The organism is Paracoccus sp. Arc7-R13 (assembly GCF_004010775.1).
Lineage (GTDB): Bacteria > Pseudomonadota > Alphaproteobacteria > Rhodobacterales > Rhodobacteraceae > Paracoccus > Paracoccus marcusii.
This window is the reverse complement of the sequence record NZ_CP034810.1, coordinates 1,948,522-1,969,079: the sequence shown is the minus strand read 5'-3', so window position 1 is coordinate 1,969,079 and position 20,558 is coordinate 1,948,522. Positions and strand designations below refer to the sequence as shown.

Below are 20,558 nucleotides of genomic sequence, written 5' to 3'. Positions count from 1 at the left end.
TGGACGGTTTTCAGGATGCGTGGTTTCGCGAAGGGCTCAGACGATGGTGAAAGCGGAGATCGCTTCCGTCCTGTAATCCTCGAGTGTCATCGCGGTGGTGCGCAGGCTCAGGCCCTGGCGCGTGGAGGACGGAAGATCCGTGCCGGGAATGGTCTCGGTGCCGAAGGTCGTGGTGACCCTTGTCCCGTTGACCGCAACCCTGAACTGGCTTCCGATCACCTCGAGGCGGATGGTCATGCCGGCGACGTAGGTGACGTTGTAGTCGGCGATCAGCGTGAACTCCCCGTTGACCAGCTTCCAGACGCTGAGAACGTTGCCGGCGATGCGAATGCCGATACCGGTCAGCAGTGCAGTCAGGCGGCACATGACATAAGGCCCGGCACCGTTCGATCGCGTCGAGAACTCGACGGCATGATCGGCGGAGCCGATGTCGGGCGACAGGTAGCACGCCGTCACGCTTGCGGTCCCAGACCCGACCATCCTGTTGGAGACGACCTTACCGGTGCCTGCGGTGCCCGAAAGCAGCGCCCACGACGGAGACGCCTCCAGGTTCTCGTTGGGCCTGTCGAAGGTATCGGTGAAGGTGGTGATCGCCGAACCGGCCGCGCTCACCGTCAAGGTGAAATTGCGGGTCGCGGTCTGTCCGCGTGCGTTGGTCACCGTCACGGCGATGCTGTATGAGCCCAGAACGGGTGTTCCGGTCAGCAGGCCGGTGCTTGCGTTGTAGGACAGTCCCGACCCTGCAAGGCCGGTCACCGCGACAGTCTTGCCGATGTGCAGATCCCCACAGTCACAGAGCGCATACAGGTCGACGCTCACCGCGCTGCCCTCGGTGAAGGTCTGGTCCGCCCATCGAATGGTCGGGCCGACTGCGATCGTGATCGGCTGCGGCACACAGCCATCGCCGAGCGCAGGCGTCGCCGACCGGGCGAGGACCAGCTGCCCCGGATTGTCCCCGATCGTCCCGGCCAGCGTGTTCCCGGTTCGCGTGACCGAAGGCGGCAGCAGGCCGCGCACCCAGGGTTGCGCCGGGGTGTTGTCCTCGTTCGGGATCATTTCGATCACGTCGGCGGTGACATCGCTGCCCCAGACCTGCTGAGGGGTCGACAGCGCGAAGGAGAACGCCGTGTTGAACGGGGTCTCCAGCACGGCCGCCGGGACCAGCGGCTGGCGGAACGTGCCGGTGCTGGGTCGCCATGCCCGCCACCAGTCGCACTCGATGTCGGCGCCGGCATCCCCGGCCGCATCGAAGATCGCCTGGTTGATCCCGGACTGCAGGATGTGGTTCGTCATCATCAGGTGGAACGGCCGCGACGGATCGAACGCGTTTCCGCCGTAGTCGGGCGAGCCTTCTTCCACCAGCGATCCGTTCTCCCACAGCCGCACGCGCCAGACGCCGCCCACCTGCAGGATCTCGAAGGCATAGTCCCGAAACTCGGTCTCGCTGACCGGCGCGGTGTTGCCCAGGGTCGGACCGTAGGAGCCGACCCCGTTGTTCCAGGTGTTGCGGTTGAACTGCAGCGCGGGTGCGAAGCCCTCACAGTCCAGCTCCAGGCCGTCCCATCCGTTGCCCGGTTGCGACTGGATCAGCCAGAACGTCGGGTGCCACTGGTTCCAGGACGACAGCTCGGAAGGGAAGCGCAGGCGCATCTCCATCAGGCACGGCGCGCGCATCATGTTGCGGCGTCCCATGTGGATCATGGACGACAGGTTCAGCTTGCCGTTCAGCGCGCCCATCAGCGCCCGCTCCGCCGTCGTCGCGCGCCGCGACTTCGCCCGCAGGATGCCGTTCTCGAACGTGATCATGTCGGCGTAGCTGGCCGGCACGACGCCGCGGTTCGCGTCCAGAAAGCCTGTATGCCACGGGTCGGCCTCGTAGCCCCCGAGGCTCGCGGCCCCGCGCAGGTAGCGCGGCGCGGTCGACTGGATGCCGTAGTGCCGGGTGGTCATGTAGGCGCCGTCCGCGCTGGTCGGCGTCAGGAAGTCGGCGGCGGTCATGTCGTCGAAGTCGTCGCCGTCCGCCAACACGTAGCCGTTGTAGATCGTGCCGGATGCGCCCGCCTGACCGATGGATGCGCCGCCGATCATGGGGGCAGCGGCGCCGCTGGTGGCGGTCTTCGTGTCGCCGGGCGTGCTGTTTCCCACTGCGTTCACCGCACGCAGGCGGATCGAATAGCTCGTGGCGGCTGCGGGCATGGTCAGCGTGCGGGGGCCGGTTCCAGCACCACCAGGCAGCGCCGTCCACGTGCCGCCGTTGGCGGAGTACTGGATCGCGGTGATCGGCGACCCGCCGTTGGCCGGCAGCGATGCAATGTTCACGACCAGCTGGTTCGCTTCCAGACCTGTGGCGAGGGACCAGTCGCCTGACACGAACGGAACGGGGGCGGTCGCAGCGGCCACGATGGCGATGGCATTGGACGTTGCGACGGCCGGGCTTCCGATGCCGTTGGACCAGGTCACGCGCAGGCTGATGGACTGGCCGGCACGGCCCGTGGTGTCTAGCATAGCACCGGTTGCGCCAGCGATGGCCACACCGTCAGCCAGCCATTGCCGCGTCGCGTTTGGCGCAGGATTGCCGCTGGCGGTTCCAAGCGTCGATGACAGCGTGCCGCCTGCAACCGTGCTGCCGGTGATCACGGGGTTGGTCACGATGGCCGGGTCGGCAGCCGGGATCTCGCCCGATACGACCGCCGGGGGATCGTTGAAGATGGACCTGGCACCCCGCCCGTTCACTGCGCGCATCAGCACCGCGACCAGACCTGCACCGGTGACGGTCACGGGACCCTTCAGATAGGCGGCCACGGTGTCGAGCGGGATGGCGCGGACGGCACCGGTCGGGACGGGGGTGGAGTAGCCGCCGGCGACGGAGATGAACGGCGCGCCGGGGAAGTTGACGGTCGTGCTGTCCGCGCCGCGCAGCACGCAGTCGATCGATGCCGCGGTCGGGTTGCGCAGGATCAGCACGTGCCCCGCCCCCGGCTCATAGGTCAGGTCGTTGGTGGCGGTCAGGACGATCTCCGTGACGGGCCGCGTACCGGCCCCCCCGACGGAGGTCTTGATGATGTTGGCCATGGCCCCTCTCGGTGATTGTGCCCCTCGCAGGGGGGTGGTCGCGATGGTTGGACGGGCTGCTCTAGCCGGGCCAGCCTGCGTCCGGATCGACGGCTTCGCCCGCGTCCAGTGCCGCCAGCAGGTCGGCCTCGCGGTCGTAGCAAGCCTGCACATGGGCCCGGACGGCGGTGGCGATCGCGATGATCTCGGCACCGGACAAAAGCCGGAACGAGCCGTCGCCTGTCTTCCATCGGACGGCATAGTCGGGATCCAGCATGGCGCTGACGGCGGCCCCGGCGAAACGGGTCTGGCTGACGTCGTCAGTCGCGACCGACATCCCCGAGATGCTGATCCCGGCGCACATCGCCTCGTGGCGGCGGGTCGCGATCTGATCGCGCAGCGCCTGGCGATCCGTCTCCTGCTGCTGCTCGGCGGTGACGACCTGGCTCCAATCGATCATTCGGGCGTCTCCTCGGCATAGGTCACGGGCACCGGGATGGGCCCGGTCTGGGTGACGGTGATGGGCTGGGGGAACCGGGCCTCCTCCGGCGCGTCGCTGCCGTGTGGCAGGATCAGCGTCAGCGTGATGTGACCGCCCTCACGGGTGACGTCAGAGGCCAGGAGCGGGCAGCCGACAGCCTCACGGGGCAGCGTGCCGCCCTCGGCCAGCGGGTCGAAGTCGTAGGCGGTGCCGTTGACGGTCAGCACGTCGCCGTCGAGGGACAGCGACAGGGCATCGGCCCGCAGTTGCGGGGTGAACATGATCTTCATGGAAGTGATCCTCAGTACCAGCGGCCAACGGCGATGAAGGTGACGCGCACGGAGATGCGTGCCTCGGTAAGGGCGCGGAACGCGGATACGCTCATGCCGGTGGTGGTCATGCCGGTGAAGCGCGCGGTGATCGCAAAGGTCTCGCTGCTCGAGTTGACACCCAGTGACACCATGATCTCGCTGGCAGCGTTTGACGCCACGAAGGCCGCAGGGAAGGTCGCCGCAGTTTCGGCGGTTGAGCTGCTTGTCACGAAGCCCCAGCACAGCAACGTGCCGTCCGCGGTGCGCTGGAACGCCCCGTTGGCATTGATCCCGCTCTCGATCTGGCGGTCGACGATCCAGCGCGTCCCGTCATAGGTCGCGACCGTGTCGGCATCGGTGCGGATGTAGCCGGCGGGCAGTGCAACGTTGGTGATGGTCCGCGCCTCCATCGCGCCCTGCCCGTCGACGTTGATCGTGACCGGACCGGTGTTCGCCGCCGACGCCCGCCACCGGACCTGCATTCCCGTCGCAAGCTCCACGCCCCCGGTACTCAGCGTGATCGCGTTCGCCGTCCCGCCGCGGGTGGCATAGGTCTTCCCGCGCAGCAGGGGCAGGTCGCCGTTATAGTCCGCGACGAATGTCGGAAACCAGCCGAAGAACGCGTCTGCCCGCTCCTCCAGCTGCGCAGGGTTGCCGGTGTTCGGCGGCGTAGGCGGTGGGGTAATTGCCATGCGAAATCACCCGGGTGACGGGCGCTCCTGAGATAATGGATGAAGCTGTTAGACAAGGCTTTCCGCGTCGATCGTGCCGAAGGACTTGCCCGCGCCGATCGTCAGGTCGTAGTCGCGCAGGATGCCCGCAATGGTCATCCCGAACCGGTCCTCGCCCTCGATGGCGTAGAAGACGCAGATCTTGGACGTGATCCGCCGGATGACCTGCTGCACGCGGGCCTCCCCGCCGGAGGGCACAGAGAAGCGGAACCGGACGGTCTCGCTGACAGGCCTGGGGACGATGAACACGCCCCCGAACTCGTCCCGGTCCTTCCGGGAATAGTCCACGATGCCCAGGCTCGATCCCATCAGCGTGATGCCGATGTCGATCTGGTTGCCGATCATGATCTCGCCGACCTCGGCCGAGCCGGTCGAGGCGACGGTGATCTCGATCGAGGACCCGGACGGCAGCGACAGACCTGTCAGGATCAGGTCCGACCGAACCGTGAAGGGCGTGTAGATGTATTCCCAGAACGTCCCTACCTGGTCGCGCGCGGCGAGCTGGAAGGTCTGGTCGTAGATCAGCACGGCGCCCGGGGTGGTGACCCTGATCCGGACGCTCTGCGCATCGAGCCCGAAGAACGCGATGCTGTTGAGGGTCCGGGGCGGGCGGATCGTGTAGGTGATGTTGCCAGGCTGGCGGGTGACCCCGCCAAGCCGGTTGTCGAAGGCGCGCCAGCGGTTGGTCGCCCCGATCCGGAACCACCACTCCGACGCCACGTCCGTGAGAGGGTCGTGCCCGACATTGGCCGCCTGGAGGCTTTCCCAGATGGCGTTCTGCCGGATCACCCGCGCGCCGTTCGCATAGCTCGTCCCGGCGGCCCACGCGAGGTGGTCGGTCTCCGGGACATTGCTGGCCAGCATCATGGCGGGGGTGACGTCGTACGGCTCGATGATCTTCACGTCGCTACCTTGTTCTGGTCGGGATCGATCTTCACGCCTACGGAATTGATCTCCCGCAGCGTCTTGAACGTGTCCCTCGTGCTCTCGGCCGTGCCGCGGGCGTGCGCCTTCATCTCCGCAAGCTCGGCGCGGACCGCGCGCAGTTCCCGCACCACTTCGCTGTTGTCCAGCATGGCGCGGCTCTGGCGGTGGCTGAAGATGCGGCTCGGACCGGTGGCTTCCAGTTCCGGACCGTTCTCGCCCACGATGCGGAGGCCCCCGAGGTGAGTGCCGCCCGTCGCGAAGCCCGGCGTGTTGCGCAGCGCCGTCTCGGCGGACGTGAACCGCGCCCACAGCCCGCCCGAACCCCAGAGGGTGTTCCAGAACGGGTGGTTGTGGTCGGTGATGTGCCTCCCGTTGATGAAGAAGTGCCCGGTGTGCGGGTTGGACCGCACGCCCTTGTCGTTCAGCACGAACGGGTTGGCCGTGGTCACCCCGTACTGGGTCATCATCTGCCGGATGGTGCCGTAGATGCCGCTGACCTCCTGCTTCAGGCGCTCCTTCTCGAGGTAGTTGCGCTCCAGGTTGCCCGTGGGATCGTAGACCGTCCCGCGCAGCAGGTCGCCGCCGTCGAAGGCCGCCAGCCGGTTGCGGATCTGGCTGGTGTTGAGCCCGGCCGTGTTGATCCCCGCGGCCCGCGACATCGCCGTGAGATCGGCATCGTCCACGAAGTGGTTGCCCGCTGCATTGGCCGTGAGGCCTCCGACATACGTGTTCAGGGCCGCGACCTTCCGCTGCCGTTCGCTCCGCGCCGTTTCGGCCGCGATGGCCTGACGCAGATCCACCAGCGAGGTGCGCAGCGTGCCCATGCTGGTGCGCAGCCCGTCCGCGCCCGTGAGCGATGCCGTGACGTTGGCATTGCCCAAGGCGTCGCTGACGCCCGCGACGATGGTGCGGGCATCGCCGGCCCGCAGCGCGATGCGATCATCCAGGCTGCCCAGCTGCCCCAGAAGCCGCGTGATCCCCGCCTGCGTCAGGGTGTTGCCTGCCGCCAGGTGGTTCTGCACGCCGGTCAGGATGTCGACCTGCCGCTGCTGCAGCGCCGCGACCCGTTCCAGTGCCGTCGCGGTGGTGTCGGTCCTGACCGCGACCTTGCTCAGCGCCACGGCCACGCGGGCCTGTGCCAGCGCGGACTCGGTCCTGGACCGTGCCATGCCGTTGACGCTGGACAGGTAGCTGTCGGCCACGCCGGGCAGACGCCCCGCCGCCTCCACATCACCGCTGTTGGCCTGCCTCAAGGTGCGCTGGTAGAGCGCCTGGTTGTAGGCGCGCGCCTGCTGAGGACTGAACAGTGCCGAGGCCGTGCCCCGGAGCTTGTCCAGGTAATCGCGGATGCCGTCGCCCGCCTTGCGCCAGTCGGCCGCGGCGGACGTGTTCAGACGGATCGCTTCGGACAGCCCGCCGATGACGGTGCCGATCGAGGCGACGACCCGATCCTGTAGTGCCGCCATCTCCCGGGTGAAGCCCGAGATCTGCGGCAGGATCAGGTCGAAGGCACCCGACAGGCCGATCAGCGCGGCATAGGCCTCGCGGCCCGCTTCCGTGGTCAGGTCCAGGGACGCAATCATGCGGCGGTACTCCTGGCGGGTCTGCGGCATGGCGATGCCCAACTTCGCCAAAGCGGCCGAGGTCTGGCGGGTGGTGACGGTCAGTCGTTCGGCATCGGTATAGAACGCCTGGTAGTACTGCTGCGTGGCACTCACCATCGCGTCCAGGCCGCCGAATGCCTCGGCGATCTTGGACGCCGCATCTGCACCGGCAAGGCCCACGGCATGGAAGCGGTGCCCCAGGGTGTCCATGATGCCGTTGACCCCGGTCAGCGACGTGGACAGGCGGTTCAGCGCCTCCGTGGTGCTCTCGCCATCCTTGCGGAGGGCATTGAGGCCGGGGATCATGCCGGCGAACCCATCGCCGAGACCCGCAAGGGCCTGCTCGACGGCGCGCTGCGCATCCTCCTTGCTCATGCCCTTGGTGCTGATGGTCATCTGGTGGGCGAAACCCGCGAAGGTCTCTGCACCGAAGCCGAGCGCCGCGGCGGCATCCATGACACCGGTCTGGATGTTGCCCACGATGCTGGACAGCGCGTCCTGGGTCTCCTGATCGGCGCGGTCGTAGCTGGTGCGGGTCTTCTTCGACAGGCCCCAGAACCGGCGCGTCTCGGTTTTGCGGAAGGTGTCGACCGCGGTGTTCAAGCCATCGACGGTGATGCGCAGACCGGCATCCAGTTCCTTGGTCTTCTTCCTGAAGAAGGAGAACACCGCGGCGACCGCCAGCAGGGGAACGGCGATGGCCCCAGCAGCCGAGGCGAGCCCGGCAAGGCTCGTCGTCGCGCCACCCATCATCAGAGACGTGTACTGGGTGATCGACCCGATGCCGCCCATGGCCGCCTGCAGGCCGCCGGTGAAGGCGGACATGGCTGCGGTGCCGAGCGACGCGATGCCTTCCAGAACCCCACCGACGCCGGTCAGACCGCCCACGGGCGCCCCGGCCGCGCCCGGCATGCCTGCCATGGCACTCCCGGCGGCACCAATACCACTCCCGCTGAAGCCCATGGACAGCATGATGCGGTTTCGGGCAGCCATGGCGATCATCTGGGAGATCATGTTCTTGAAGCTGCCTAGGATGCTGTCGAACGCGCCCTTGGCATCGCGCAGGCCGCCCGCGATGAAGTCGCCGAACGCCTTGGAGACGTCACCGACCATGGGCAGTCCGTCAGCCAGCTCACCCGTGACCAACGCCTGCGCCTTGGCATAGTCGGCCGCGTTCAGCGCACCCGCCTTATGCAGAGACGCCAGCTCAGCCGTGTCGCGGTTGTAGCTGGCCATGGGGCCGAGGGCGCCCTGCAACTTCTGGCGCCAACGATCAGCGGCTTGGGACAGTTCGTTCACGCCCTTGGCCGCACCCGATGCGGCTTTGCCAGCTCCGGTGGCTGCACCTCCGAGGTTGAGGGTCGGAATGACTGCGTCTTCGACAGTTGCCTCAGCCTCTTTGACAGTTGGGATGAGGCCCTGGATCGCGAGCTTCATGTTCGCGATGGGCGTGGGCGTCATCATCCGGTCGAAGGCGGCCGCGGTAGAGATGGCTCCTTCCGCGATGGTATCCAAGGCGCTGGAGGCGTCGATTGCCATCTGCCCAGCAGTCGCCTGGATTGCAAAACCGGCTTCGTTCATGCCTTCGATGAGGTCGGTCGCCCAAGGGAGCTTCGCGACATTCCGCGACGATAGATCCTGTGCGATCTTGGTCATGGCCTGTCCCCAATCGGTCAGCATGCCCGAAAGCATGACGTTCCAATTGGCGCGAATGGTCCCGAAGAACCCCTGCAAGCTACCGACGAGCCAGGATCCGCCAGCGTTGATGCGCTGCCACACGTCCGTGGCTACCATCCCCATGAGCTTCCAGACACCATTGAGGCCGCCAAGCTCGTCGGAGAGGTCCAGAACCGCCTTCACGCCAAGACCGACGATCACGGCTATGGCCCCGATGCCCGAGGCGATCAGCGCGCCGCGCATGGCAACCAGAGCGGCCACGGAGCCCCAGATCCCGCCATTCAGCAGGATGAACGCGCCTGTCTGTGCAGCGAGTGCTGTGACAGCCCCGTATGCCGCAGGAATGAACGACGCGACAAGTGCTGCGGTGATTCCGGAAAGCGCGCCGATGACAATGTTCGAGTTCGCGGCAAGATACTTGATGCCGTCCGACACCTTGATGATGCCCGTGGCCATGGCGGCACTTGCCCCCGTCACCTGATCGAACGACCCGACGAACGTCAGGATGGAGTTGCCCATCAGAGTGAAGGCGTCGCCCATCGTGGCAGGCATGGATGCGGCCTCATCACGAAGCGCGCCCATTGACCCGACGAGGGCATTGTAGATCACATCGGAGGTGATCTTGCCGTCGGTTGCCATCTGCCGCAGGCCGTTCGTGGTCGTGCCCAGTTCAGCGGCCAGGACCTGTGCGACGCGACCGCCGGACGTCAGCACGGTGTTAAGCTGATCGCCCTGCATCTTGCCCATTGCCATCGATGCGGCCAGCGCACGGTTCACGCTCTCAGCGCGTTGCCCGCGGGCGCCGGACACCACCAGGGCGTTGTTCAGCGCTTCAGTGTAATCCAGCTGCTGCTGAGTGTTCAGGCCCAGCTCGCGCAAGCTGACGCTATTGGCGATGAAGCCCTCGGCCGTCAGGTTCAGAGACGAATAGGTCTGCCGCGCCATGTCAGAGAGGCGGGCCATCGTCGGGGCCGCGTTATCCATGTCACCGACAGCCAGGCCGACACGCGCAGAAATGTCGGACCAGGTATCCGCGTAATTGACCAGTTGGTGGACGCCCAAGGCTGCGCCGAGGCCTCCCAGCATCAGGCGGATCTTCCCGGTCATGCCTGCGAATGCTCCGCCGGCTTTGTTGGCGGCGCGCCCGGTCTCATCAAGCTCACGGTTCAGAGGACGCAGATCACCCGTCGCCTGAACAAGAGCCTTGTCGAGCTGGCCCATTCCAGCGCCGAAACGACCCGTCGCGACCCCGGACTTCGCCATCGCACGCTCGATATCAGACATGCTGGCAGTGATCTTCTGCTCGGTCTGCTCACCCTTGCGCGCAAGGCTGTCCAGAGCCTTTTCGCCCGGTGCCATGCGGGTGGTGTCGACGATGAGCTGGAGCGTCGGACCTGCGGTCATTTGTTTATCCTTGGCGCATATGCAAAAGCCACGTAGCCTTTTGAGCGACGAGGTAAGGGAGTGGCGATGAAGTATTTCTATATTACGGCGGCTATTATGGTCGGAGGATCGACCGCATATGCACAGTCAGATACGCTTCCTAAGATATCGGAAGTGATTGGCGAATTGTCAGGCGTAGAAGCTAGAGCATCAGGTTTTTTTGTAGGATCCCTTAGTTCTTCAGGTCCGTTTTTAAGAACCGAAGATGGATTATACTCCACTGAGCTTGCCGTTGATCGGGATACCCTACGAAAAATAACTGACTGCGTTGCCAAAGACGACGTTTGGGCCGACCCGGACGAGCAATGTCGTGCTGAGGTGTCGGCTGAACTGCAGATTGATGGCGGTACGGTCACGTTGCTGGTGTTCGAAGCAACGTTTCCCGAATAGCACACTCCCTTGACTGATGCGCTAGTAACTAAATCCACCACGACCCGGCCAGCGGCGGATCCCGCAGCGAGTCCTCCGCCTCTGCCTGTTCGGCTGCATAGGCATCGCACATCGCGTGCAGTGCCTCCGCCTCCCACGGCTCGCTGATCGCCCGTGTCAGGCGCGCGAAGGCGTCCAGCTCGGTCCAGTCCACGCCTCGGGTGCCGTTAACGTCCGCGCGCACCGGGCCGAGCCGGAACATGGCGTCGATCAGGTACGCCCCCGCCGCGACGGGGGGCATCTTGACGTCACGGCCCTTCTTGCGGGCGTACTGCAGCCTCGTCTCCTTCCAGCTCTTTGGCGTCCCGTGCAGGAATGCTAGCTGCCGGGCGTAGAGGACTAGGGCTTCGTGGACGCCGCCAAAAAATCCGCATCATCCTGGGCGAAGTCCAGGACCTGCTGGGCAAAGCTCGGCTTGGTCCAGTGCTCAGCGTCCTTCTCGCGCATCAGGTGCGCCATGCTGATGAAGTTCAGGTCCAGCAGCGCCGGCGCATCCTCGACGGTCAGGTCGCGTGCCTTACCGTCCTCGCCGGTGGTTTGCATGTTGCCGAAGCCCACGATCAGGCGCAGCGCGGCCTTCACGGTCGCCTCGTGCATATCCTGCGCGGTGTTCGTGTCGATCTGCGTGCCGGTCTTGGCGGCGGCCTTGGCTTTCTTCGCCCGCTCCAGCTCGTCGCGGCGCAGCTCGGCCTGCACGGCCCGGCTGGAGGCGCCCTTGACCATGACGATGCAAGGCTTGCCGTTGTTCTCGATCACCTCGCCGGTGGCCTGGTCGCGCAGCTCCAGCGGGCGGGCGGTCTCGGCCGCGCCGCGCGCGTCGTATTGCTTCAGAAAATCCATGGTGTGTCCTTTGCATGGGGTGTGTGAGGTGATGGGGCGGCGGTCCACACCCGAAGCCGCCGCCCCTTACCGATCAGCCGAAGCCGACCGGATTAGCCGACGCGGACCGTCCCGGAATTGACGCGGAACTCGCCGCTCAGACCCTTCATGGTCGACGCGTTGCGGGCACGGTCGCGCAGGTTGGCGACCTTGCCGTGGTAGTAGATGATCTGGCCGTCGGGATCGGTGATCCGGACCGAGACCTCGTCGTTGGTGTTGTTGGCGGTTTTCAGGATCGTCTGCCCGGCATCGGGGCCGTCGATCAGGAAGGTGAAGGGGATCGACCCGCCGTCTAGGGCGCCGTTGGCGTGATAGGTCCGCCCGGCCAGGGTGGTTTCGGTCACGTCCTCGGACTGGTCGCCCGTCTCGCCCCACTCGGTGATCTTGCCGACCGTGGAATAGGTCCGGGCGGCAAAGCCTGCCGCGTCGACGGTTGCGGGAACGCCCGCGGATACGGCGACCAGAGCGCCGATATAGGTGATGAGTGCCATGATCAGGCGTCCTTCTTGGGTTCAGCGAGCGCGGCGGCCCGTTCGGTGGGGGAGAGCGGGATCTGAGGAGACGGCTTGCGGTCCGGCGCATCGATCACCGACGTGACGGCCTCAGCGGCTTCCTTGATCGGGTCCGGGTCGTATTCGACGTCGATCATCCTGACCGCGACCATGGTGGTGATCGTACGGACATTGTCCGGGCTGCGCAGGACCGCGTTTGTGGTCTCGAGGCGGTCCAGCCGGGCCACGGTGTGGCCAGTCGGCAGGATCACGGCCTCGCGGGTGTTGTTGGTGATGCTCGCCATGATCAGTTCCCCAGGAGTACGGCGACGAGGCCGGTGCCGGTCACGTTGATGGCGCCCTGCAGGTAGGCCGAGATGGTATCGAGCGGGACGGCCACGACGCCCCCTGCCGGGATCGCACCGACCGCAAAGCCCGCTGCGACGGAGATGTTCGGTGCACCGGGGTAGCTGACGGTGGTCCCGTCCGCTCCGTCGATGACAGACGACACCGCGCCCGCCGTGGGGTTGCGCAGGATCAGCACCTGGCCGGTGCCGGGCTCGTAGGTCAGCACGTTCGTTGCGGTCAGGGTGACCTCCGTCACGGGCCGCTGACCGGGGCCGCCCATGGACGTTTTGACAATAGTGGCCATGAGCGGCCCCTTTCGCTGGTTGGGCCCTTGTCAGGGCGGTCTGGTGGGGTGCCTCTGCTGCCCGTGGGCATCCCGAGGCAGGGAATGGATTCAGGCGATCCAGTCGATCTGCACGGGCACGCGCCACGACACGGCGTCCGGATAGCCGGTGAGGACAGACGACTGTCGGACCGTCACGCCTTCGAAGCGTGCGGCCTTCGGGAAAGCGGCCTTGATCTTCGCTGCGAGATCATCGGCAGCCGTGGTGCGGCTGTTGAGCGCCACCACGACCATCACGATGGTGCTGCCCTCGGTATAGCCATCGCTTCCTGCGAGCGTCGGGTCCAGATCGGCCCGGCTGCGTGGTTGCAGGATCAGATAGGGTACAGCCGGAGCCGTGGTCGTCTCGTTCGGCACCACGATGACGGGCGCGCCGGGGATCGCCGCCAGCCGCCGCCCGATCGCGTGCTGGATCGCTGATGGCTTCACTTGCGCACCTCTGCCGCGCGGGCTTCCACGAACTGCGGGAACTTGGCGGCGTTGGTCCCGACGAAGAAGCGGCCGGGGACGATGGTTCCTGCGCTGGTGGTCCAGCCGTACTCGATCGGCATTGCGTGGGGCGCGGTCCATTCGAACGTCAGCACGTCGCCGAGCTCCATTCCGGCGATGGCAGTGACGTAGGCCTCCGGGCCGGTCGAACCGTCTATGGACAGGCTGTTGACCAGGTCCGATGTAAGGCCGACCGGGATCTTGCCGACCTCGAAGCTCTCCGCCCCTTGGGTGATGCCCCGCTGCGTGGTCTGAGCCCCTTCCAGAACGTCCTGAATGGCCTGCTTCGCCACATACCGCAGATCTTCCTTCGCCAGATCCACCATCGCTCTCAGGTCTGCTGAAAAGCTCGCCATCTCATGACCTCCTGGGGATTGCTCGATAGAAGGCGGTGCACCGGCACGAGGCGCTGTGCCGCACACCGCCAGCCGGATCGTGCGGGTATTGCATGACCGTCCCGTCATCCATGACGAAGCCCTCGTCGAAGTTGCGGACCTCGCCATCCATGCGCTTGTGATCGGGCCTGGCATCCCGGCTGAATCCATGGATCCATTTGCAGGTCACAGCCTCTATGTCGGGGCGGTCCAGCATCTGGCGATACAAGACCACCCGGATCCAAGCTGAGGCTGGAACAGCAGCCTTCGCCCTCGAGTACGCGGCGCTTCTGAATGGAGCACTGATACCGCCCGCTGCGCCAGCCAGGACCTTCTCGGCCTTGGTGAAGGATTACCTTACTAGCAACCGCTACAAGCGCTTGGCGCCACGGACGGCAAGAGACTACGAGAAGGTGCTGGCGTGGGTTACGGCCAAGCTCGGCCACCTGCAGGTTGGCGGCATCCAGCGGAAGGACATCATCCGCGCGCGCGAGACGAACGCCGACAAGATGCGCTTTGCGAACTATATCGTCCAGGTTGTCCGCATCTTGTTGGAGCATGCCATCGACCTCGGCTGGAGGTCAGACAATCCCGCCAAGGGCGTGGAACTCCTTCGCAGTGATGCGCCTGCCCGCGAAGCATGGCCGCAGGATATGATCGACGCATACCGTGCGGAGGCTTCCGGCCGGGCGCTACTGATCTTCGAGCTGTGCCTAGGAACCGGACAGCGGATCGGTGACGTGCTGCGCATGAGATGGTCGGACATCGACGGAGAGGGCATCGCCATCCGTCAGGGCAAGACCAAGGCTAAGCTCTGGATCCCGATCACGCCGCGCCTGAGGGTGATCCTGGAAGAGACACCCCGCATCGGACTGACAATTTGTGCCTATGGGCCGCACGGCAAGCAGCTCAGCTATTCATCTGCGTCTCAGGACGTCCGAACCGTGAGAGACGCAATCGGCGCGCGTGCCTATGACATTCACGGGCTTCGCTACGCCGCGACTGCCGAGCTGGCCGCCGCGGGGTGCAGCGACGAGGTGATTGCCGCCATCACGGGCCACAAGACAACTGCGATGATCGCGAAATATGCGGGCCCGGCACGCCAACGCGCTCGCGCCAGCGAGGCGAACGCAAAGCGTGGAACGAACGCAGCACGAACGGAGAATGTTGAGAAGAGTGTTGAGAGCGACGAGTAAGGCACGCGCGGTGCCATGTCTCCATCGCGGAAAAAGTCAGCAGAAAGGGCGTGGTAGGGGCGGCCGGACTCGAACCGGCACTCATTGCTGAAACGGATTTTGAATCCGTCGCGTCTACCATTCCGCCACGCCCCCGGACTGGTCCCGGCGCCCTTTCGGCGACGGTCCGTGCGGACCGTTGGGCTTGGCGTAAATCCAGTCGCGGCGATTTGCAAGGGGCGGCGTGCGCCCCCTGCCCCGCGGCCTCAGCCGCGACCCAACTTGACCAGTCGTGCGTCGCGAAGCTGCGCGAAGTCATCGCCCGCATGATACGACGACCGGGTCAGCGGCGTCGCCGAGACCATCAGGAAACCCTTACCATAGGCGGCTTTCTCATAGCCCGCAAATTCTTCGGGCGTGACGAAGCGGTCGACGCGATGGTGCTTGGGGCTGGGCTGCAGATATTGGCCGATGGTGATGAAGTCGATGTCAGCCGCGCGCATGTCGTCCATGACCTGCAGCACGCCTTGGCGATCCTCTCCCAATCCGACCATGATGCCGGATTTGGTGAACATCGACGGGTCCAGTTCCTTGACCCGCTGCAGCAGACGCAGCGAATGGAAATAGCGGGCGCCGGGACGGACCTCCGGGTACAGGCCCGGCACCGTTTCAAGGTTGTGGTTGAACACATCGGGACGCGCCTCGACCACGGTCTCCAAGGCGCCAGGCTTTGACTTCAGAAAGTCGGGCACCAGCACTTCGATCGTGGAGGTCGGAGAGCGGTGGCGGATAGCCCGGATGGTCTGGGCAAAATGCTCGGCCCCGCCATCGTCCAGGTCGTCGCGATCGACGCTGGTGATCACGACGTGGTTCAGGCCCAGCTTCTGCACCGCATGGGCGACGCGGCCGGGTTCGAACGTGTCCAGCGCCTGCGGCTTACCCGTCGCGACGTTGCAGAAGGTGCAGCCGCGGGTGCAGATCTCGCCCATGATCATCATGGTGGCGTGGCCCTGGCTCCAGCATTCGCCGACATTGGGACAGCCGGCCTCCTCGCAGACGGTCGACAGGCGGTTCTCGCGCAGCAGGTCGCGCGTCTGCTTGTACCCCGCAGAGGTGGGCGCCTTGACGCGAATCCAGTCCGGCTTCTTGGGCTGGGCCTGATCGGGTCGGTGCGCCTTTTCCGGGTGGCGCTGATCCGGGATCCTGAGGTCGCGCAAGGTCATGGTCCTTTCGGTCGCGGTTCGGGCAGAAATAGGGGCTTTGCAACGATTTGGCAACGCATCCCCTGCCCCTGCGTCCACATGGCTGCCTTGCGGTCAGCCCAGATCCAGCAGCGGTCGCGCCGCCGCGGTCAGCAGGCGGGCCAGATCGTCGAACCAGCCCTGCCCCGGAGTCGATGCGCGGCGCATCAGCATGACCTGCCGCGCGGGCTGGGGGTCGGGAAACCTGACGGCCGTCAGGCCGGGTGCCGCGGCCAGCTCCTGCCGGCGGGCGATCTCGGGCAGGAAGGTCAGGCCCATGCCCTGCGCGGCAAGGCGGCACAGGGTCGACAGCGACGCGGCCCCCAGGTCCAGCCGCGCCGCGCGACGGTTCAGCCCGCAGACCTCAAGGGCCTGGTCGCCAAGGCAATGCCCCTCGTCCAGCAACAGAAGCTGGCCGGGATCCAGCGCGTCCGGGGACAGCGGTCGGCTGCGCAGATCGGCGATTCGCGCCGCGCTGCCGGCTAGCAGAAAGCGGTCGGCGAACAGCGGTATGGCCTGCAGGCCCGGCCCTTCGGGCGGGCTGGCGACGACGATGGCATCCAGCCGCCCCGCCTGCAGTTCGTCCAGCAGGCGGTCGGTCTGCGCCTCGCGCAGATGCAGGTCGCGCCCGATGTCGCGCGCCCGCAAAAGGGGCAGCGCCTCGGGCAGCAGATAGGGCGCGACGGTGGGAATCATGCCCAGCATCAACCGGCCGCCCTGCCCCGGCTGCCGCAAGTCCTGTTCCAGATCGGTCATCGCGGCCATGACCCGTTGGGCGTGGTCCTGCAGCGCGCGGCCCTGCGGGGTCAGGACGACACCCTGCGGGGTGCGTTCGACCAGGCGGGCGCCGATCTCCTCCTCCAGCGCGCGGATCTGCATGGACAGCGCGGGTTGCGTGACGTTGATCGATTCGGCGGCGCGTGTGAAATGGGTGTGCTGCGCCAAGGACAGGAAATAGCGCAGCTGGCGCAGAGTGACATTCATAAGGGGGCCTGATCAACGACGCGCGGTCAACGCCCACCATCTTATCGACCAGCCCCCGTCTGCGGCAATGACCTTCAACCGATCAGCCGCGATCCCTTGCCGTAGGTTTCCTCATAGTGCCGCTCAAGCCGCATCAGGGCCAGACGCAGGACGATCTTTCCAGACCGTGCGGACCAGCCAAGACGCCGTTCCGTCATCTCGATCCCCTCCAGAAAGCAGCACACCCGCAGGACGATGTCGCCCATGCCCGGGCCCAGGTCGCGCAGCGCGACGGCCACCCGGTCGCGCGCCGATTCCGATCCGCCGCGATAACCGCCGCCGCCACGCGACACGTCGATCCCCGAGGTCATGAAGCCGTCCCAGTTCTGGGTGACGCGCGGACCCATCTGAGCGAGCTCGAAATCCTCGCGCAGGCGTTCGCCCGCGGTGACCATGCCCGGCGTCAGGAATGCCTGTCCATCATGGTCACGCCGCCGCGCCAGCACCAGAAGCGGGCTTTCCGCGATGTTCACCCGGGTCTGGCGGCGGCGACCATCCTCGGGATCGTCGATGACGCAATCCTCCCACACCCGGTGACGGTCGCCGTGGTCAAACGCCGCCTGGGCCTCGGCCATGCCGTGGACGGGCTGGGCGCCCTCGTGGACCGGGTGGGCGTCCGCAAACGACGATGGCCCCGGCACGGCGCTGCGCTGGCGGGGCGACCGCAGCATCTGGCGCAGGGCCTCGCGCCCTGCCGGCGCGATGACATAGCGCTGGATGCGCCCCCCGCCCCGCGTCTGCACGACCCATCCCTTCAGCGCCATCATTTCTGCCAGGGCGCGTTCCAGAACGGCGGTACGGATGTCGTCGCGCGTGACGATCGCCTTGTCCATGCCGGGGGCCGATGCCATGCACGCACCCGGCTCTGCCAACCGGCGCAGCACGCGCAGGGCCTGACGCTCATCAGGCGCATTGGCCCCCTCGGGCCGCGGTGCCAGCGCGGCATCCACCAGCGGATCGTCGCGGCGCGCCTCGAACCGGCGGATACGGCGCAGGATGGTTGAGGCATGAACACCGGCCTCGCGCGCCAGGGCACGGATCGTCACCCCCTGGTCGACGTGGCGCAGGTAAAGGCGCGCGTCCTCGCTCAGGTCGTCTTGCGCGCAGGTCTGCCCTTGCACCTGCGCACGGTGCTCCGCGATGCCCGTGTGGATTGCGAAATCACCGGTCAATATGGTCATGTCAGGTCCCTTGTCGTCCTCGGGCAGCCCGGCAGTAGACTACCCTGGGTTGAAATATTTCCCTGTGGTTAACAGGGTGTTTCTGCACATAGCCGCAACATTCCCTAACAATTCCTAAAGAAACCTTGCTCCACCGCGCGCTGCGGCAGGGCTTTTGGCAACACACCTCAAGGTTGTGTGAAGGTGACCCCGTGGCAAACGCAAAGGATCAGCCCCATGACCGCAGTCTCGAACGTGATCGTTTTTCGCCCCCGCCCGACGAATCAGGGCCTGCGCCGTCCCGGAACGCTGATCCGGGCCGCCCGCGAAGGTCAGAAGACCTGGAAGCGCGATCGCGACCTGCCCCGCCTGCTGCGCAGCGACCGCTGCCCCGCGCCGGGCGCCGTCCTGTCCCGCCTGCGGGCCGAGGAGCAGATCCAGAACGACATGCGCGTGACCCAGGCTGCCGAATACGACTTGCGCCGCCACGTCCTGCTGGTCATCGCCATCCTGGCAGAGATGCGTGCCGCGATCGACGCCGCGCCGATGCCGGCCACGGCCATCGCGCTGTGACCATCAGCGTTTCTTGATCAGGGAACCCAGAACGCCCCGGACCAGCGCCTGCCCGGTCCGGGTCCCCAACTGCCGGGCAAGGCTCTTGCCAAAGGTCTGCACGATGCTGTCGGACCGCCCGCGCGGCACAGCCTTCTCGCGTGCCGGCGCCTGATATGGTCGCCCCCGTCCCGGACCGGCGGGCATGTCGAACAACCCGTCGTCATCCTTCTTCACACTGGCCGCCTGGGCTGCGGCCTGGGTCTTGCGTGCCAGCATCTCATGCGCGGAATCGCGATCCAGGGCGGTGTCGTATTTCGGCCCCATCGGGGACGTGGCCCGGATCGCTGCGCGCTCATGGTCCGTGATCGGGCCAACCTGACTGAACGGCGGTCGGATCAGCGTCCGCTGCGCGATGCCCGGCACACCCTTCGGCTGCAGGAAAGAGGTCACGGCCTCGCCCGTCCCCACCTGCTGGATCGTCTTAGCGATGTCGAAATCGGGGTTGGTCCGATAGTTCTGCGCCGCATCGCGCAAGGCTTTCTGATCCTTGGCGGTGAACGCCCGCAGCGCGTGCTGAACCCGGTTGCCCAATTGGCCAAGCACCGATTCGGGAATGTCGGCGGGGTTCTGGGTGACGAACCAGATGCTGACGCCTTTCGACCGGATCAACCGTGCCACCCGCTCGACCTTTTCGATCAGGGCCTTCGGCGCGTCGTCGAACAGCAGATGCGCCTCGTCAAAGAAGAACGCGACGCGGGGCTTGTCCGGATCGCCCACTTCGGGCAGCTGCTCGAACAACTCCGACAGCAGCCACAGCAGGAATGTCGCGTACAGCCGGGGTGCGTTCATCAGGCGCTCTGCCGACAGGATGCTGATGACGCCGCGCCCGTCCGCGTCCTGGCGGATGATATCGGCCAGGGCCAGCGCCGGCTCGCCGAACAGGTTCGCTCCGCCCTCGGTCTCCAGCACCAGCAGCGCGCGCTGGATCGCGCCTACGCTGGCGGTGCTGACATTGCCATAGCGCGTCGACAGGTCGGCGGCGTTCTGTGCGACCCAGACAAGCATCGACTGCAGGTCCTTGAGGTCCAGAAGCGGCAGCCCCTCCTCGTCGGCGACGCGGAACGCGATCGCCATGACGCCCTCCTGCGCTTCCGTCAGGTCCAGCAGGCGCGACAGCAGCAGCGGTCCCATCTCGGCCGGCGTGGTGCGGACGGGATGGCCCTGCTGTCCCCAGACATCCCAGAATGTCACCGGATAGGATGCATAGGTCAGATCGATCCCGATCTGACCGGCCCTCGCAAGGAAAGGCTCGTGCAGCTTGCCTTGATCCGATCCCGCCTTGGCCAGCCCCGCCAGGTCGCCCTTCACATCCGCCAGGAACACCGGAACGCCCGCCGCCGACAGGCTTTCGGCCAGGGTCTGCAGGGTGACGGTCTTGCCCGTCCCCGTCGCACCCGCGACCAGCCCGTGTCGGTTTGCCAGCTTCAGCAGCATCGTCTCGGGGGTCGCGTATCCGGCGCCGGCGCCGCCCACGAAGATCGTTCCCGCATCCAGGTCCAGAACCGAGCCCATCGCATCCCCCACCAACAAATTGCGCAACGCATGCCTTGAAAAGACAATTTTAACGCTTTCATGGCAAGGTGAAGTTGTCCGGATCGCAGCCGTGACCCGGACCTTCCTCCCTGTTGGACTGCCGCGCCCTCGGGCGCGGCTTTTTTTATGTGATCGGGGGAAAATCCATAGACCGTTGACGGATCACGCCAACGCGATTAGCGTGCGTCTCAATGATGACCGGCCAGTCCGGCAGGGAGAATAACGCAACGCGT

At 66.1% G+C, this 20,558-nt stretch carries 20 protein-coding genes and 1 tRNA gene; 3 read left to right on the top strand and 18 right to left on the bottom strand.

Translation table 11 applies throughout. The annotated features are described in order from the left end of the window. Window positions 1–36: 36 nt before the first annotated feature. The 6 genes from EOJ32_RS09790 to EOJ32_RS09765 all read right to left on the bottom strand — a co-directional run bounded on the left by EOJ32_RS09790 (window position 37) and on the right by EOJ32_RS09765 (window position 10,186). Window positions 37–3,072: a putative Ig domain-containing protein gene (locus EOJ32_RS09790; protein ID WP_127898435.1), complete on the bottom strand. Its 3,036-nt coding sequence runs from the start codon at window positions 3,070–3,072 to the stop codon at window positions 37–39. Window positions 3,073–3,133: 61 nt separating this feature from the next. Beyond that, a complete protein-coding gene (locus EOJ32_RS09785) occupies window positions 3,134–3,511 on the bottom strand; it encodes a DUF4376 domain-containing protein (protein ID WP_127898434.1) in 378 nt (125 codons plus the stop codon). Beyond that, window positions 3,508–3,822 carry a hypothetical protein gene (locus EOJ32_RS09780; RefSeq protein WP_127898433.1) on the bottom strand — a complete coding sequence of 105 codons (315 nt, stop codon included), beginning with the start codon at window positions 3,820–3,822 and terminating at the stop codon, window positions 3,508–3,510. Before EOJ32_RS09780 ends, EOJ32_RS09785 begins: the two co-directional genes overlap by 4 nt. A gap of 11 nt (window positions 3,823–3,833) precedes the next feature. After that, complete coding sequence (locus EOJ32_RS09775) at window positions 3,834–4,535, bottom strand: hypothetical protein (protein WP_127898432.1); 702 nt, start codon at window positions 4,533–4,535, stop codon at window positions 3,834–3,836. 48 nt (window positions 4,536–4,583) lie between these two features. Beyond that, complete coding sequence (locus EOJ32_RS09770) at window positions 4,584–5,477, bottom strand: hypothetical protein (protein WP_127898431.1); 894 nt, start codon at window positions 5,475–5,477, stop codon at window positions 4,584–4,586. Beyond that, window positions 5,474–10,186 (bottom strand): tape measure protein, encoded by a 4,713-nt coding sequence (locus EOJ32_RS09765; protein ID WP_127898430.1) that lies wholly within the window; start codon window positions 10,184–10,186, stop codon window positions 5,474–5,476. Before EOJ32_RS09765 ends, EOJ32_RS09770 begins: the two co-directional genes overlap by 4 nt. A 66-nt stretch (window positions 10,187–10,252) precedes the next feature. Here EOJ32_RS09765 and EOJ32_RS09760 point away from each other — a divergent pair, with 66 nt between their 5' ends. Then, a complete protein-coding gene (locus tag EOJ32_RS09760; RefSeq protein WP_127898429.1) occupies window positions 10,253–10,615 on the top strand; it encodes a hypothetical protein in 363 nt (120 codons plus the stop codon). A gap of 28 nt (window positions 10,616–10,643) precedes the next feature. On the opposite strand, the gene EOJ32_RS09755 is transcribed toward EOJ32_RS09760, so the two are convergent. The 7 genes from EOJ32_RS09755 to EOJ32_RS20125 all read right to left on the bottom strand — a co-directional run bounded on the left by EOJ32_RS09755 (window position 10,644) and on the right by EOJ32_RS20125 (window position 13,560). After that, window positions 10,644–10,895 (bottom strand): hypothetical protein, encoded by a 252-nt coding sequence (locus EOJ32_RS09755; RefSeq protein WP_127898428.1) that lies wholly within the window; start codon window positions 10,893–10,895, stop codon window positions 10,644–10,646. Window positions 10,896–10,993: 98 nt separating this feature from the next. After that, complete coding sequence (locus tag EOJ32_RS09750; RefSeq protein WP_127898427.1) at window positions 10,994–11,494, bottom strand: hypothetical protein; 501 nt, start codon at window positions 11,492–11,494, stop codon at window positions 10,994–10,996. 92 nt (window positions 11,495–11,586) lie between these two features. Next, the gene (locus EOJ32_RS09745) at window positions 11,587–12,024 is read right to left on the bottom strand and encodes a hypothetical protein (RefSeq protein ID WP_127898426.1); all 438 of its coding nucleotides are present in this window, start codon (window positions 12,022–12,024) and stop codon (window positions 11,587–11,589) included. A gap of 2 nt (window positions 12,025–12,026) precedes the next feature. Beyond that, complete coding sequence (locus tag EOJ32_RS09740) at window positions 12,027–12,329, bottom strand: hypothetical protein (RefSeq protein ID WP_127898425.1); 303 nt, start codon at window positions 12,327–12,329, stop codon at window positions 12,027–12,029. Window positions 12,330–12,331: 2 nt separating this feature from the next. Further along, a complete protein-coding gene (locus EOJ32_RS09735) occupies window positions 12,332–12,676 on the bottom strand; it encodes a hypothetical protein (RefSeq protein ID WP_127898424.1) in 345 nt (114 codons plus the stop codon). Window positions 12,677–12,766: 90 nt separating this feature from the next. Next, window positions 12,767–13,144 carry a phage tail terminator-like protein gene (locus tag EOJ32_RS09730; protein WP_164871423.1) on the bottom strand — a complete coding sequence of 126 codons (378 nt, stop codon included), beginning with the start codon at window positions 13,142–13,144 and terminating at the stop codon, window positions 12,767–12,769. Next, window positions 13,141–13,560 carry a hypothetical protein gene (locus EOJ32_RS20125; protein ID WP_164871422.1) on the bottom strand — a complete coding sequence of 140 codons (420 nt, stop codon included), beginning with the start codon at window positions 13,558–13,560 and terminating at the stop codon, window positions 13,141–13,143. Before EOJ32_RS20125 ends, EOJ32_RS09730 begins: the two co-directional genes overlap by 4 nt. Before the next feature lie 362 nt (window positions 13,561–13,922). Between EOJ32_RS20125 and EOJ32_RS09725 the strand changes: the two genes are divergently transcribed. Then, entirely contained in the window at window positions 13,923–14,774 is an 852-nt protein-coding gene (locus EOJ32_RS09725; RefSeq protein WP_240542544.1) for a tyrosine-type recombinase/integrase, read from the top strand. Window positions 14,775–14,825: 51 nt separating this feature from the next. On the opposite strand, the gene EOJ32_RS09720 is transcribed toward EOJ32_RS09725, so the two are convergent. From EOJ32_RS09720 to EOJ32_RS09705, 4 genes are all read right to left on the bottom strand, one after another. Next, window positions 14,826–14,909: transfer RNA gene (locus EOJ32_RS09720), tRNA-Leu, on the bottom strand. A gap of 110 nt (window positions 14,910–15,019) precedes the next feature. Continuing rightward, window positions 15,020–15,976 (bottom strand): lipoyl synthase, encoded by a 957-nt coding sequence (gene lipA, locus EOJ32_RS09715; protein WP_127898421.1) that lies wholly within the window; start codon window positions 15,974–15,976, stop codon window positions 15,020–15,022. A 93-nt stretch (window positions 15,977–16,069) separates the two neighbouring features. Further along, entirely contained in the window at window positions 16,070–16,978 is a 909-nt protein-coding gene (locus EOJ32_RS09710; RefSeq protein WP_127898420.1) for a hydrogen peroxide-inducible genes activator, read from the bottom strand. A 74-nt stretch (window positions 16,979–17,052) separates the two neighbouring features. Then, window positions 17,053–18,198 carry a DUF6456 domain-containing protein gene (locus tag EOJ32_RS09705; RefSeq protein WP_127898419.1) on the bottom strand — a complete coding sequence of 382 codons (1,146 nt, stop codon included), beginning with the start codon at window positions 18,196–18,198 and terminating at the stop codon, window positions 17,053–17,055. Window positions 18,199–18,414: 216 nt separating this feature from the next. Here EOJ32_RS09705 and EOJ32_RS09700 point away from each other — a divergent pair, with 216 nt between their 5' ends. After that, window positions 18,415–18,750, top strand: coding sequence for a DUF6477 family protein (locus tag EOJ32_RS09700; RefSeq protein WP_045980859.1), 336 nt, complete (start codon window positions 18,415–18,417; stop codon window positions 18,748–18,750). 3 nt (window positions 18,751–18,753) lie between these two features. On the opposite strand, the gene EOJ32_RS09695 is transcribed toward EOJ32_RS09700, so the two are convergent. Beyond that, window positions 18,754–20,304 (bottom strand): helicase HerA-like domain-containing protein, encoded by a 1,551-nt coding sequence (locus EOJ32_RS09695; protein WP_127898418.1) that lies wholly within the window; start codon window positions 20,302–20,304, stop codon window positions 18,754–18,756. Window positions 20,305–20,558 lie beyond the last annotated feature (254 nt).